The organism is Vibrio sp. J1-1 (genome assembly GCF_021728395.1).
Lineage (GTDB): Bacteria > Pseudomonadota > Gammaproteobacteria > Enterobacterales > Vibrionaceae > Vibrio.
Map to the genome: position 1 here is coordinate 112,656 of NZ_JAKKCM010000008.1, position 15,140 is coordinate 127,795.

At 41.1% G+C, this 15,140-nt stretch carries 13 protein-coding genes and 1 pseudogene; 12 read left to right on the forward strand and 2 right to left on the reverse strand.

The annotated features are described in order from the left end of the window. Complete coding sequence (locus L3V31_RS14435; protein ID WP_237316793.1) at positions 1–864, forward strand: hypothetical protein; 864 nt, start codon at positions 1–3, stop codon at positions 862–864. 286 nt (positions 865–1,150) lie between these two features. On the opposite strand, the gene L3V31_RS14440 is transcribed toward L3V31_RS14435, so the two are convergent. Beyond that, entirely contained in the window at positions 1,151–2,179 is a 1,029-nt protein-coding gene (locus tag L3V31_RS14440) for an IS110 family transposase (protein WP_237316795.1), read from the reverse strand. 110 nt (positions 2,180–2,289) lie between these two features. Between L3V31_RS14440 and L3V31_RS14445 the strand changes: the two are divergent. From L3V31_RS14445 to L3V31_RS14460, 4 genes and pseudogenes are all read left to right on the forward strand, one after another. After that, positions 2,290–2,567: pseudogene (locus L3V31_RS14445) on the forward strand (diguanylate cyclase); the annotation flags it as partial. 163 nt (positions 2,568–2,730) lie between these two features. Continuing rightward, on the forward strand, positions 2,731–3,039 hold the full coding sequence (locus L3V31_RS14450) for an IS66 family insertion sequence element accessory protein TnpB (RefSeq protein WP_237316797.1): 309 nt from the start codon (positions 2,731–2,733) through the stop codon (positions 3,037–3,039). Beyond that, positions 3,039–3,407 (forward strand): IS66 family insertion sequence element accessory protein TnpB, encoded by a 369-nt coding sequence (gene tnpB, locus L3V31_RS14455; RefSeq protein WP_237316799.1) that lies wholly within the window; start codon positions 3,039–3,041, stop codon positions 3,405–3,407. The genes L3V31_RS14450 and tnpB overlap by 1 nt, the downstream gene beginning before the upstream one ends. A gap of 66 nt (positions 3,408–3,473) precedes the next feature. Further along, a complete protein-coding gene (locus L3V31_RS14460; RefSeq protein ID WP_237316801.1) occupies positions 3,474–3,716 on the forward strand; it encodes a hypothetical protein in 243 nt (80 codons plus the stop codon). A 297-nt stretch (positions 3,717–4,013) separates the two neighbouring features. Here L3V31_RS14460 and L3V31_RS14465 read toward each other — a convergent pair whose 3' ends face one another. Next, complete coding sequence (locus L3V31_RS14465; protein ID WP_237316803.1) at positions 4,014–5,306, reverse strand: hypothetical protein; 1,293 nt, start codon at positions 5,304–5,306, stop codon at positions 4,014–4,016. Between the two features lie 1,079 nt (positions 5,307–6,385). On the opposite strand from L3V31_RS14465, the gene L3V31_RS14470 reads away from it, so the two are divergent. From L3V31_RS14470 to L3V31_RS14500, 7 genes are read left to right on the forward strand one after another with little or no spacing between them, the layout of a single operon-like run. Then, positions 6,386–8,137 (forward strand): hypothetical protein, encoded by a 1,752-nt coding sequence (locus L3V31_RS14470; protein ID WP_237316805.1) that lies wholly within the window; start codon positions 6,386–6,388, stop codon positions 8,135–8,137. 2 nt (positions 8,138–8,139) lie between these two features. Then, positions 8,140–8,847, forward strand: a complete 708-nt coding sequence (locus L3V31_RS14475) for an OmpA family protein (RefSeq protein ID WP_237316807.1) — start codon at positions 8,140–8,142, stop codon at positions 8,845–8,847. Continuing rightward, a complete protein-coding gene (locus L3V31_RS14480) occupies positions 8,844–9,929 on the forward strand; it encodes an HNH endonuclease (protein ID WP_237316809.1) in 1,086 nt (361 codons plus the stop codon). Before L3V31_RS14475 ends, L3V31_RS14480 begins: the two co-directional genes overlap by 4 nt. Before the next feature lie 16 nt (positions 9,930–9,945). Beyond that, positions 9,946–10,284 (forward strand): hypothetical protein, encoded by a 339-nt coding sequence (locus L3V31_RS14485; protein WP_237316811.1) that lies wholly within the window; start codon positions 9,946–9,948, stop codon positions 10,282–10,284. 8 nt (positions 10,285–10,292) lie between these two features. Next, positions 10,293–12,374 carry a chemotaxis protein gene (locus L3V31_RS14490; protein ID WP_237316813.1) on the forward strand — a complete coding sequence of 694 codons (2,082 nt, stop codon included), beginning with the start codon at positions 10,293–10,295 and terminating at the stop codon, positions 12,372–12,374. Beyond that, on the forward strand, positions 12,374–13,030 hold the full coding sequence (locus L3V31_RS14495) for an OmpA family protein (RefSeq protein ID WP_237316815.1): 657 nt from the start codon (positions 12,374–12,376) through the stop codon (positions 13,028–13,030). Before L3V31_RS14490 ends, L3V31_RS14495 begins: the two co-directional genes overlap by 1 nt. Beyond that, positions 13,023–15,038 carry an EH signature domain-containing protein gene (locus tag L3V31_RS14500; protein WP_237316817.1) on the forward strand — a complete coding sequence of 672 codons (2,016 nt, stop codon included), beginning with the start codon at positions 13,023–13,025 and terminating at the stop codon, positions 15,036–15,038. The genes L3V31_RS14495 and L3V31_RS14500 overlap by 8 nt, the downstream gene beginning before the upstream one ends. The last annotated feature ends 102 nt before the right edge of the window (positions 15,039–15,140 follow it).

Consider the following 15,140-nt stretch of genomic DNA (forward strand, 5'->3'; position numbering starts at 1 on the left):
ATGTTACGGCGCGCATTCAGAGCAGCAGACGAGAATGTACCTTCCGGTTGGCAATGGGGAGACTCGCCTTTAGAGGTCCACCCTCACTTCAGTCAACGGTCAGGTGCTTGGTATCGTAGACGGTCAAAACGCATTGAATTTAACTACTTCAGTTATGAGGCGAAAGTCATATATACCTGTCGTTCCTACGATATTGTTGCTCACGAAACAGCTCATGCAGTGTTGGATGCAATGAAACCAGGCTGGTATCCAGGCAGTAGCTCACTGAAACAAACACTGGCAATCCATGAGTCTTTTGCTGATTTAGCAGCCGTATTCGCACTTTTAGATCAGCCGACAGTATGCACCGATATTATTGCCTCTTGTCGGGGAGACCTGCATGCCAAAACATTTCTCTCCTTGTTCGCGGAGCAATATGGCGCAACAAAGCGACCCCTGCAAGGATACATGAGAAATGCCGATAACGACTTACGCCTGGGAGATGTGGATAGAAGTAGACGATATGAACTTTCGAAAGTTCTGACTGGTGCAATTTACGACATATTTGTCGACGTTTTTGAACTCCACATATCAGACCCTTACTGCAATTTTGCAGCTACTCTCAACAGAGTTGGAGAGCTGGTATTACATAGACTGGTCGATGCCATCATCAAAGCTCCCGAATCAAATGCCACGTTCAAGGATGTTGCCGAAATAATGATAAGCAATGAGCAAGATGAGTGTTTTCGCCAAATAATCAGACGCCAGTTCGGTTGCAGAGGTATTTTATTAGATTCGACAGGAGATACTGATGCAGACCACTTATCTGATGCAGAGCTAAGTTTAGAAGAATTCTGTAGTTGTCCTAACGACTGTGATTCATAGAATAGATAACTTCGAACACAAAGCATATCGCGATGACATTCTTTCAATCGCTAGAATCTCACTTAGTTGACCATATATGGACGCCTCAGCTTTTACAACACTTTTGAATGATTGGTTCACTACCATATATTCGGCGTCGTTACAGGCTATTTCGCCTGCGCCTTGATGTAAATCCGAAACCTATTGCCTAATCACTACATCGGCATTTAATGCCTTGGTCAACTCAGGTTACAATAGGCACGGTTAACCGTTTATTCATCAGTGTATGTAAACTTTCTTGAGGTTATTATGCAAAGGCTTTGTTTACGTCAAAGTCATGGCTTCCTGTTAATATTTTCCATGCTATACGAGCTAGTTTATTCGCAAGTGCTACCACAGCTTTATGTTTACCTTGTCTGACAGCTAAAGCGTTGAACCATTGCCCAAGTTTATCTTGCCGTTTGCTGGCAAAACGCCCTACAGCCCTCGCGCCATGAATAAGTAACACACGCAGATCGGCGCTGCCATTTTTTGTGATGCTCCCTAAGCTGATTTTACTACCAGAACTTGATTGAGTTGGTACCAATCCGCACCATGCAGATAACTGCCTGCCATTTTTGAATTGTAGACCTGAACCTATCTCACTAATAAAACTCGCTGTTACTAATGGCCCAAATCCAGGAATTGAAAGCAGTGCTTCGTAGCGAGGTTGATTTTGACAAAGAGCTTTAATATCACGCTCGATTTGCTCTATTCGATAATTTAAAGCGCATAAATCATCATATAGGGACTTAAGAAGGCTACGGAGAGTATACGAAAGATCGTTGCTTCCATCTTCTAAAGCCTCTATCAGGGACGCTTGCAGTTTTATTCTTCCGACACTAAAAATAACGCCAGATTCACCTGCTAAACTGCGAATTTGGTTTACTGTCGCCGTTCTGTTCTGGACTAAGCGGGCCCGAACACAGCGTAATGATTTAATATCTTGTTGATCTACCGTTTTTATAGGCACTTTATGGATATTAGGTCGAAAAGCTGCTTCACATATAGCAAGAGCATCATTCGCATCGTTCTTTTGGCTTGAGACAAATGGCTTAACATGTTGGGCTGGAATTAGCTGAACATCGAAGCCTAACTCTTTGAACTTCCTCCCCCAATAGTGAGAGGTCCCACATGCTTCCATTGCAATTAAAGTTCCTTGAGGAAATTGCCTTACTTTATCGAGTAGCTTATTGCGTCTAACTTTTTGATTACTCTTAATTGAATGATCTACAAGACAAACACAGACCTGAAATACATTTTTGGCTAAATCAATTCCAACAACTTTTATATCCATAATGGCAGCCCTTTAGGTTTACTATCAGCATCAAGTTTGGCAGATACCGCGAAACTTGAGTGCTGAGGCGTCCATCACATCACTACAGAGTTGGTTGCGTTACGCATTCCTCTTTTCGTCACTCGAATGTTCAATGGAAAGTAAGCGTTGGGATGATGAGTGAAGGCGTGGATATCCCTCGGCTGCAGGCTTGTTGTCATATTAGCTCAATCAAAACAGAACGTTACTTTAGACGAATCCTTGGAAGAATATTGAGAGTTGACGATTCAACCAACCAAAAAGCATGATTGTATACCTTTGCAAAAGACAGCTTGGTCAAGTTCGAAGAGTGCTTGTAGAAGAAGACATTCCAGAATCTTGCATGTTTGTTGGCATTGAAAACTCAATTGGTCCATGTGGTGTAGATTCTTCTTCGTAAGAAACTAGCATTACTTTGAATAACGAATAAACATCTTTCTACAACTTGAATGGTAAGCGCTTAATTCTCGACACCATTCCCATTTAAACCCAAGCCCCGATAATGACTGCAGTAATTACCTATGGACGCTTTTATGTCATCTCTACAGCAAACTTGGAAGCATCATGTCGAAACTTGGCAAACCACCAAACTATCTCAAGCACAATACTGCCGAACCCACAGTCTAGACCAATCTCAATTCAGCTACTGGAAACGTAAATTCAACCGCGTGAACTCCGTGACTAAATCCGTTACCTCTAAGTTCGCCCTCGCACAGGTTGAAACGGTTACCGAACAGCTCAGTTCATCGCTGACGGTGACACTCCCAAGTGGTGCTCAACTTGAGGGCATAGATGAACACAATGCTCACGTCGCCGCCAAACTCATCGAGTACATGAGCTAATGCGTCAGCCCACGTTAAGACCCGCGTTGACACTACCGAAAGTCTATCTCTACCGTGACCCGATCGATTTTCGCAAGTCACATCGAGGCTTGAGTGCACTCGTTGAGCTAAAGCTAGGCCATAATCCCTTTAGCGGAGAGCTGTATGTCTTCACCAATAAACAGCGCAACAAAATTAAGTGCCTGTTCTGGGAGGACAACGGCTTCGTGCTTTATTACAAGTCACTTGCTGAAGAGAAGTTCAAATGGCTAAAGCGTACCGATGAGTTAGTTACCCTCACAGGTCAACAGATAAATTTGCTGCTTGATGGCTACGATATCTCCTTGATGCAAGGGCATAAAAAGTTGGAATACGAGTCATTGTTTTAGCGACTTAATCGTCTGTTTTTGGTACAATAATCCCTGTTCCCATAAGGCATTCAAGGCGATTTTACTGTGACTTCTTCCACTGGCCATTTAGCTGAAATCGAGCGACTTCGAGCTCAGTTAGCCGAGAAAGAAGCACAGCTCCAAAGCCAATCTGCTTGTATTGATGTGTTAGAAGAGGTGGTGCGTCACCTTAAAATTAAACGCTTCATGCCGAGCAGTGAGAAAACCAATGCTGACCATTTCCTGTTGTTCGATGAGGCAGAGCTCTGTGCTGACCCAAAGCTTGAGCAACATGAAAAAGACAACTAAGACCAGAGCAAAAGCAACGATTTAGCACCTAAACCTCGTGGTCGCAAGCCACTATCTAGCGATTTGCCTCGTGAACAAATCTTCCTCTACCTGACGGATGAACAAAAGAAAGGCGCTAAAAGCACTGATCTGCTCCAGCCAGACTGGACACTTCATTAAGCGACTTGGACTGCCCCCAGTATCCTTGACAGTTTTCAGCCTCATTTTGAGCAGAAGTGCCTGAGTCCTTAGTATAGAAGCACTGATTAGTTCTATCTTGGTTTTCAGCGAAGTGTACAATACAGCTCTCGGCGTAAATCAGAACATGTTAGATTCGAATATATTATCTTCTGACCCCTTGGCTGCTATGTATTCTTCGTGTGCTTCGTCCCAGTCTATTAGCGGAAATTCCCTTTTAATTTTCCCAATGAAATCATCGTCTTTTAGAGTTTCATAGGTCACGTCTTTATATGTTATATCTAGCTCTATTTCTTTGAGAAGTGACTCTACACTAGGAGTACACCTTTGCAGTTCTTGCGCAATCCATACTCTCAACTTTTCATCGTTAATTTTTTCAGTGGGAATAGAACCAAGAATTTTGTCTGGTATGTTTTCACGAACAATTGGTAGATAATACTCTATGACATCCTTAAGCGATGCGGAAATTCTAGCCTCAAGTTTTTCTTGTATCCTTTGACAGTAATATTCAATATCCTGTTTTAGTAATTCAATTTTTTTCTCAAAGAGGGGCTTACTTTGCTTAAGTATAACTCGGCCTTCTTTTTTTCCGAGAGTTCTTGTGAAATTATCACGGATTTCTTTTAACTTTTCATCTAGATTTTTAGATGAAATTTCATCGCCTTCTGGAAGTAAATTGAATGTAGTCTTGATTCTATCCTTAATGGTGTCATTTGATTTGCTATTACCTAATAACGATTTTGGAATGGATATTTTTTTTCTTTGTATAGAAGCGCCAGTCATACTTATATCAACGTATTGTAGATATGAGCTATAGACTCTTACCTGCCTAGATGTATCGAATGGAATTGGTGGAGCCTTTTCCAGCTTATCTTTAATATAATTAACTTGTGAATCCTGAGTAGGATTATCTTGAACAACAGTGGGAGTATTTTTAATTTTATCTCTTTCCGCATCGCTACTTGCTTTCATTAACGCAATTGCTTTTGCTGCTGGAGATAACTTTGAAGCCGCAGCTGCAGATTGTTCTTTACTTAATCGTAACGCATTGAAGCCATCTGATGATGGCACTCCACTTTCGAGTAATAGTGCTGTTGGTGTGAAACTATAACCACAGCCATCTATTATAATTAGAGCGAATCGAAGTTGACTCACATGATGCACCAAAATATTATTATCACGTAGTATGTCGATTGATCTGATGTCACCGTACCCCATACGAAATACCGCTTCATTTACATCTAAACATACAGTAATCATTTCGGGCTTTATAGTTCTTGCGGAGTTTGCAAGTGCTTTAGCTACGTTAGTTTGAATTCCTGGACTTGCTAGAATAATGCTTTCCTCGGCAACGCTAATCATCTCGACTAAAGTGTTACTATCTATGTTGATAAAAATTTCACGTTCTTCCATTAGATCGTACCTCTTTCCATTGAGAGTTCATTTTCCTAAGCTAGCATGATAAATAAGAAATTTAATAGTGACTTAGCTCTTGTTTTGGTGAAAGTATAACAATTAATTTGGGGGCGACATGGAAAAGACTAGAATACAGTGAACCAGAAATTTTATTTGCCAAATGTATTTAGATATGAAGTAAGAGAAAATGAAAGCTGTGCAAAGATACGGAATAGTATCTGGTGTTCAATTTTCGTTCACAGTATTTGTTAATGCTCTATAAGGTATATTTTACGTGTACGTTATCTAGAAGATAACCGGTACCTTCAATCGCCTTGTTCCATCATTCAACTAAGATATTCATGCTCGACGTATATCTAACAGTTTTTTGCGAATCCGTTCAAAAATCGAAACTAAAGGCTTGTCTTGATTCTCTATTGGCGCTTCCCAATGTTTGGTGGGAGAGGTGTTATTGTTAATCGCACTTTTATTTGTCGACTTGCTTGAGGTCGACTTACTTTTTGTTCTTTTATGATCTGCAATTTCTTTCAAAAGTAACGTTATATGATTTCTGAGAGCCGTATTGCGCTTTCTTATACGTCTGTATCTATCTGCTTTAGCGTGACTCGGTCGCCCTTATGCTGCTCAACAAGAGCTTCAAGGGCATCGATCTGAAGACTTATGAACTTTCTCGACATGAAAAGTACACCACTAATGTAAGTAAACATAAGAAGATAGTTGCTTAAAAAGATTAGCAGATACCGCTAACTATTAAGAAATTACCCTATGAATCCGATGTGATTTTTGTTCGGTAGTTAACAGTTTTATGTCACGTGGTTAATAGTTCTGGCTTTAAGACACGAATAAATTTGAACATCCGAGATGCAGAAGTGATTAGTTGTGTTGCAACTTATAATGATATTCATGTTGTTGAGTTTAAGAGGGATTGGCTTGCGAAATTATGTCTAACTAAATGATGCTTCAATGGTTTCTCACTACTGTATCAAATTCATATGCTCATATTCTATGAAAGCCATAGATTGTGTCATGCTTTTGTCCTAGTATTGTAAATTTATATACAACAAATTTACTAAAAGATGACAGAATTATTTGCAACGTTCATAGCGTCCTATACGGCTGGTTCTATTTCAGATGCCTTCATATACGTGATCTTACTGCTTCTAGCATTGTCGAGTGTTCTTGCATTTCTAGGCAAGGCCCCCAGGTTCACTGCAAGTACCACTAACATTCTTACCTCTCTCGGCATCCTTGGTACTTTCGCGGGCATTGTCGTTGGTTTGATGGAGTTCAATCCGTCGGATATTGATGGAAGCATTGAGTTATTACTTGCGGGGTTAAAGACTGCCTTTTTGACCAGTTTGGTCGGTATGGCTGCCTCCATAGTTTACAAAGCGATTCTTGGTGCAATTCCGCGAAAAGAGGAATCCGCTGTCAAGAGTGTTGGGCCAGAAGAAATCTATTCTGTTATGTCTGCTCAGCTAAATGCATCTAACGAGCTGTTATCAGCAATCAAAGGTGATGAAGATTCATCGTTGACCTCTCAGATTAAGAACCTTCGCACAGACATCAATGATGGGCAAAAGTCTTTAGGTAGACATCTGGAAAGAGCCGCAGAGAACAGCGAACAGTTTCAACTTAAATTGTGGCAAAAGATGGATGAGTTTGGTGAGCTACTATCGAAATCAGCGACAGAGCAAGTTATTAATGCGCTTAAAGAAGTAATTGTTGAATTCAATGACAAGCTAACTGAACAGTTCGGTGAAAACTTTAAGCGTTTAGACGAATCGGTTAAAAAACTGGTTGATTGGCAAGAAAATTACAAAAATCAATTAGAAGATATGGCAAACAAATACCAGCTAGGAGTTGATGCAATTTCTTCGACGGAAAAATCTGTGGCGAGTATAAATGAACGTGCTGAATCCATTCCCGCAACTATGGAAAAACTTCACCAGGTAATGGAGTTAGGTCATGGGCAAGTCACTGAACTTGAACATAGACTCGAGGCATTTAAAGATTTGAGGGACAAAGCAGTAGAAGCAATGCCTCAAATAAAAGAGCAGATGGATACGACTATGTCTGTTATTGGAGAATCAGTTAAAGCAGCATCAACTCACTATGAAGCTATGTTGCAAGAGTCACAAAATATCATTGATAACTTTAGTTCCACAGCTACTCAAAGTGTGGAGAATATGCGTACCAATCTAGAGAGCGGCGCTGAAAAAGTATCAGGTCAATTGATCGAAACGTCTCAAACGTTAAGTGGAAAATTAGCTGAAGCTTCTTCGGATATTCAAGAGCAAGTTGGCACAGCAACTGGTGGATTGAGTAATGTTACCAATCACCTAACCGATACAACAGAGCAAATTAGACAGCACCTAGAAGATTCAATTACAGAGCTTAACAGCCAGCTACGTGTGCTTGTTGCTGACATTAAGGATGATGCGCGTGAAACGGGCAATGTGCTGAAAGAAGCAAATCAAGAGCTGCTAAGTAGCACGAAAGAAATTCAGACAGAAACAACGTCAGCAATTACCAAACTTCATGACCGCTTGGAAACCACATTAGAAGATATATTCCAAGTGCAGGCGCAAGCTATACGAAGAACATTTGATAGTTTGGAAGATCAAGTAACGCAGTCTGTAGGAAAGACTGGCAGCGCAGTTGAAAAACAAGTGGAAGTCCTAGACTTGCAAATGCAGCAGGAAATTAACCGAACAATGAATGAAATGGGCGAAGCACTTGCGACGATCACGCAACAGTTTACTCGTGATTATCAAAAGCTAACGCGTGAAATGTCTAATGTTGTTAATAGTAAAATTGCAGTCTAGTCATGGAAAAGTTATTCGGAAAAGCTAAAACAACGGGTGACAGTGGTGAACACTGGATGTCAGTCTCAGACCTCATGGCTGGTTTGATGATGGTGTTTTTGTTTATATCGGTTGCTCTAATGCGTGATGCAATGTTAGAACGCGACAAAATAAAAGAAGTAGCTGAAACCTATCAAAAAACACAGCAAGCTATTTATATTTCATTATTGGAAGAGTTCGCTAAAGACCTAGATAAGTGGGGGGCTGAAATCGACAGAGATACGCTGAGCGTTAACTTTACTGCACCGGAAGTACTATTTGCGAATGGTGAAGCAAATTTAACTGAGCAGTTTCAGGTTATCTTGGACGATTTTTTCCCTCGTTACCTTAAAGTTCTTGAGCAGTACAAGCCAATTATCCAAGAAATAAAAATTGAAGGTCATACTTCGAGTCGTTGGAATCATGATTCAAGTGACTACGAGGCTTATTTCAATAACATGCGATTATCACAATCGAGAACTCGTGCCGTTCTTGGTTACATAATGAATCTCGAAGAAGTAAGCCGCGAACATTACGGGTGGGTAAAAAACAACGTAGCAGCGGTAGGTTACTCATCCTCTAAAGCAGTTGTGCATGATGGTGTTGAAGATGAGAAGCGATCCCGTCGGGTTTCTTTCCGCATAATTACTAATGCAGAAGAGCAGATCTTAAAGATCTTGGGGGAGGGATGAAGTTAACGCTTAACCTTAGCTCTTTAATGCACGCGATAGAAGTGATGGAGCCAGAAAAAAAAGGTACGTTCACCTTGGATCTTCAAGAAAGTCATATCGATAAGATTTCTGCTGAGTTAGAACAGGGTAAGGACGTTGAGCTTAAGGATGTTGAGCTTGAATCTGGCCTTCTAAGTTATAAAGGGCGTCACGTAACCCTTTATATCAAAGCGAACGGTTCAAGTGCTCGCTTCCACGTCTCAGACTGTAAAACGCTCCAGTCAATGAGAGCTAGCGGCCGTTTTGAGCGTTATGTTGTCACTAACAATACTTCCGGTGAATTTATTGTTGACTCAGGCCATGGGGAAACTAAAGCCAGATTGAAGGTCTGTCAGAACTGTTTACGTAAGCTCAACTATAAAGGTTGCAACACCACTACAGATATCAGTTCAATCGTGAGAACCTTTGATATGGGGGAGTTCTTCTCTACATATAGTTCGTTTTTCCCACATATGCCCTCACGTCAAGCTGAGACCGCAGAAACAGGTTATAGCGAAGATTGGACGAAGGTATCTTCTCACTATCGTGTCGAAAAGGATTTTACTTGTGAGCAATGCAACGTGAAGCTTAGAGCACATCGACACCTTCTACATGTTCATCATATCAGTGGGGTAAAATCTGATAATCGGCCTAAAAACCTCAAAGCTTTATGTATCGATTGCCATAGTAAACAGCCTATGCACTCTCGTATGGCGGTAAGCCATTCGGAAAGGCAGCTCATTAATAAGCTCAGAAATGAACAGGGCTTGCTTGAGGATATAGGTAGTTGGAAAAGATTATTTGAATATGCTGACCCTGGGGTTCATGGTGTACTTCACGCTTGTAAAGACTTTGGAACAAAGTTACCAGAAGTTGGTTACTACGTGGGCGATGGCTTTGGCGACATTGTTGCAAAAATTGAATTGGCTTGGCCTGCTCATAAGTTTGGTATTGCTATCTCACAAAATGATATTGATGACGCGATCCAAGAAGGCTGGCACGTTCTAACGATTAGTGAGTTTTTGGCTGACTATCGAACTCAAGCACATAACTTACGTTGGTAATAAAGCGGGATAGATAATGAAACTACGTATTGACGAGTTACTTGAACGTATCATCTGTATTAACCATGCTTGGAAACTAGCTCGAGATGAATTCGGTACAGACTTTAGCGCCACAAAGTCTTTTCGTGCTACTAAATCATCTTTGCAAGCCACTCTTCTGAGAGAATTTCCTGAAGACGTTTTCTTAGTTGTCGCCACTGATTCTGAAGAACATGGCGAGCCAATATTTAGCGTCAGATTAACATCTCCAATACCTTTAAATGGTGTTCTTAGGCATGATGCTGAGCACTTACCGCAAAGACTAGCCGAAGAGCTCTTTACACCAAACGAACTATCCCAACTAATTAGACAGTAGACTAAAAAATGCCTCAATTACTCACAAACTTATTCAGTGACCCAGTGACGACGATAATCATTGCCGCAACTATCGGGTGTTTCCTATTCTTTTTTGTTAGGGAATGGATGACAACAAACAAAGAGATACGCCGTTTAGAGCTGATTTCTAGCATCTCAAATAGAAACTCAAGTGCAACACTAAAAGCGGATGCACTGACGTCAGAAGAACTTGTTTGGGTCACTGATCACTTAGTATACGAAGTCGAAAATGATGGGTATTTGATTGAGCAAAAGAATGGCAAATGGCTTTCTAAATCTCCCGTCTCTCAAATGCTGCCACATTATGATACCAACAGGTATAAGTTAGTTCCGGCATTGCTGACAAGTATTGGTATTACAGGAACCTTCTTAGGTATTACTTTAGGCCTAAGCGAATTTACAATGGCTGGTGAATCAAAAGCGCTTCTCGCGTCCGCCGCCCAGTTACTCGAAGGGATGAAAACCGCTTTTTATACATCTTTGGCAGGTCTATCTCTATCGGCAATTTTTATGGCTGTGATGAAGGTATCATCAAGCAAAATTGCAAAAGCACAGCGAGCTTTCACAAGCACCATTTCCCAGCACTACATGGAAGCGAGTGCTGTTATGTATCTAAAAAATATTTCGAATGAGAATCAGCAAGAAGCCCTACAAGCTCAGTTGAAATCCGCGCAAGGAATGGAAGAGCTTGCCAGCAGCATGCGTGCAGTTGTCGGTGAGCTTTCAGAACTTGGGCAAACGTTGAATGGTGAATTGATCGGACAAACAGTCTCAACAGCTGTGACTAGCTCGATAGAACAGCAGCTAGTTCCAACCATTGAAGGTATCAAGAGTGAGCTCGCATCACTGAAAGACATAAAAAAACAAAGTCAGAAAGAATTAGTTGAACTGTTGGTCGATCAAATGAAAAAAGATCTAGTCCAGCCAGTCGTAATTGAACTTGAGAAAACAGCAGACGCCGTAGCGAAAAATAACGAAGTATCCGAACAGCTAAACAGCAATGTTGAGAAAGTAATAACACGCACTGCTGAAGCTGTTGAAACGATTGATAAGTTCCAACAAGAAACCATGGTTAAGCTACAAAGTTTCGCGGAATCACTAAAAGAAATTCTGAGTAGCTTCAAAGACGATACTCAAGGAGCAATGACATCGATTGCTCAAGAAGTTCAAACAATGCTTGATAGTGCAACGGACGGGATGGAGAAGCAACGCTCTGCGTTCGAGCATAGTGCGCAAAGAGCGGCATCTGCGTTCGAAGGTATCAAGGACAATATGGATAATGCATTGACGGAACGTCAAAATGCGGAGAAAGCTCTATTTGAGAATGTAGAGCAACGTATTACAACACTTTTAGTTGAGTCACAAACCGTCTTTGACAAGCAGACAAATGTTCTTGAGAAAGTCGGTTCAGACGCAAGTGACTTGATGTTGAACGCAAAAACTGAGCTTATTTCTGGCCTTGGTGACATTGATACTAAAGTGCTCAACATGTCGAACACGGTTCAAACTGAGCTAGAAGCGTTTAGAAAGCAATACCAAGAAAATTTGTCGGATTACTTTACGCAACAGAATAACCTTTTAGAAGACAGCCTAGGTAAACAGCGAGATGGTTTGAATGGTGTTGTTAATAACTTCCGTGAAGTGTTTGAGAGTGAGTATCAAACCCGTCATAACCTTCTTAAAGAACTAACGCTGCAACATGAGAACTTACAGAAGTCTGCAAAGACAATTGAACAAGTAGTGAAAGCAGTAGGGTTAAGTGATTCTGCAAGAATGGCCGAGTTGCAAGACGCAGCACAGACGATGGGTCGTGAGATTGGGCAACTTAAGTTGGAATACTCGAAAGCTTCTGCAGCGTTCAATGATGTAACTGAGAACCTACCTAAGGCTATGGATGATTACTTCACACGGGCGAATCAAAGTTTTGAGACCTTCTTTAATGACTTTGATGCGGCAGCTAGCTCTATCCACAATAAGTTATCGCAGGCCGCTGGCTACTTAATCAACTCTCAAGTTCAGCGCAGAGAATTTGAAGCTGACGAAAGAGCTGCATCAGGAGCTGAAGCTTAATGCGTAATTTACGAACGGCAATACAAACAGCTGATGCAGAAGAGTCCGGAGTTTGGTTATCGGTAGGTGACCTAATGTCTGTTCTGTTGATGATATTTGCCTTGCTTTTGATTAGTGCACTGGTTCAGATCTCTGAAGTCCATGAAAACAGCCAGAACACGCGTATTGTCATCATTAAGGGCATTAACGATGCGCTAGAAAGTGCAGGAATAGAAGTGCAGGCAAACCCAGAAACGGGTGATATATCTATCCTCGATTCCATCCTGTTTGACCGAAACGAATATCGATTAAAGACATCGGGTAAGGAGTTTCTTGATCAGTTTGTGCCGATTTACTCAAACGTGATCTTTCAGTCAGATCGAACGGCGGATGAAGTTAGCCGTATTGTAATTGAAGGCCACTCAAGCTCCGAAGGTGCCTTTAATCGAAATATGGAGCTGAGTGTATTAAGGGCGAATAGCGTTGCAGAATATATTAATGACATGACTTTTGAGCATAAGCGTCCATTCTTTGAAAAAGCTGTCATTTCGGGTCGAGGTCCTATCGAAGCAAACCAAGAGCACACAGATCCGTCAGACCGTAAAGTAAAGTTCAGATTCCAGTTTAAAGATGACCAATTCTTGGGCTATTTTTCTGAGGTAAAGTCCGTTGAGTAGCAAAGGGTTTACTTTTAATCAGCCTGTAGTTCTAGGAGCTAATAGCCTAGATAGAATGTCGTTTGATGATTTCTTTGATATGGGCGAACTTGACGGAAGTTTACCTAGTTTCCCTCCGAAGACGATCAAACAAATTATCCAGCTTGTTGATCAGGGCAAGAGTGATCAAATTTCAATTTTGGAATGGCTCGATACTATTGATAATCATAAGCAATGGGATGAGCTAGATGCGGGAGAAGTTAATAATGCATGTAGAGCAATTTGGTATGCGATGTGCACCAACGCTACATTGGGTGATATTGCATTTTTCAAAGTGGCGTTAGCGTTAGACGGGAAACCGACATCTATAATTCCTGATCTAATTGAAAGCATGGACATTGTACGAGGTGTTTCTGAGCTGGCTGAATTAGAGAGAGAAAAAATTGATTGGTTGCAAGCGATAAGAAGCAAAAGCTATCAATCTATGGTGCAGTACTGTTTTGAAAGGAAGAGAACTCCCAAGGAGTACGTAAAGTACCTGCGTCTGCCTAAAGCCAACTCGTATGAGCGTCAGTTACCAGTACAACTTATCAAGGTTGTACCTCAACAGCTTACCTATGATACAGACCGATGGTTACATCGCTGCTTCACTAATCTAAAAACCAACAAGGATAAATTGGCTTTCTGCAATACCGCAATTAGTCACTTTGAATATTTTGACTATGGTGATCATGTTGAGCAGATCTTAGAAGAAAAATGTTTACCGACAGGAGATGACACTTATTGGTACTCATTATCTGAACAAAGTAAAAGTATTCTAAAAAAGAAGTTCAATATATCCAGTTATTACGAGTTGCGGAGTATATCTAAGCTGCTTACATCCGAGCAGGCGAAAGAAAGCTGCTCCTTTGAAGACCATGAAGTGAGACAAATCCATAGTCGAACGATGTTTTGGTCAAACTATAGCTCCCGATTTAATCGGATAAGAGCATTACTTCCTGAACTAACATTTGATTACCTTGTTAATCAAGGATACGAGCCTTCTGATCAAGTTGAGAGGCTGTCGAAGGAGTCGGTTTATCAATGTGAAGTCCTGATTTTTGAGTTAGACAAAATTATTGCCGTTGAGTTTTTGAGAGGAGATCTTAGTGAAACTCGCTTCTTCAAAAATACGGAATGGCATGCAAAGAGGTTGTTTGAGTCTGCAGACCTAACCATTCAGGCAATTAGGGAGATGACGCAACTAGACGTTCATGACCATCTGACTTCCTGGCAGTACTTCTGTGAAAAACTTTTGCGAACTAAGTTCAAGTTGTTACCGAATGACGATATTCCATTCTTTAAAGGGCTACCACCGGCGGTGAATAGTTATAACCAGATTCGCGGTTTGCCTAGGCCAGAGCAAAGTTATTTAGATGAAAGGGCGAGAAAACTTGAGTTGTGGTTAGAGCGATTTTGGAATACGGAATTTAGCACCTCTAAATATGGTGAACAGTCAGGTTTAGACCAAAAGAGCAATGTGTATTTGTCGAAGGCACACATTGCGAAACAATTGGGCAATAATGAGCAGCATGAGCTTTATATTAAGAAGTCTGCAAATCAAGGCAACCCTGAAGCCATGAATCAACTAGGTCAAATATTGCTTAAAAACAGTGACGTAGGATTACGTCGCCACGGGGAACGTTGGTTAGCAAAAGCAGCCGTTCAAGGGCATGTTAATGCTCGGACATTGGTGAAAAAATTCAATATCAAAGTTGAACATGATGCGGATTATTATCAACAGCGATTAAAGGCGCACCGCGACGACATAACGAAAGGACATTACAAGTTGGACGCAACTTTAAAGATTGCTGCCTTGCGTAACCTTAGTGTCTTTGACTTAGAGCGTAAGTTTCGCTTTATAGAGCATAATGTTGGTGACTTAATCGTAATGTTGAAAGAGCTAGAGTCCCGCAGCGGTAAAGAAGTCACACAGTTTAAGGCCACTGTGACTGACCGGCTAGATGAAATCTTCGAATCGTTTGTTTAAGTGATGACTAATTGAATCACAATGGGCGAACGGACGACATTATCTGATGATGACTACAACCATGTAATCTGAAACTTTCATAAGCTTACTAACACCACTGGT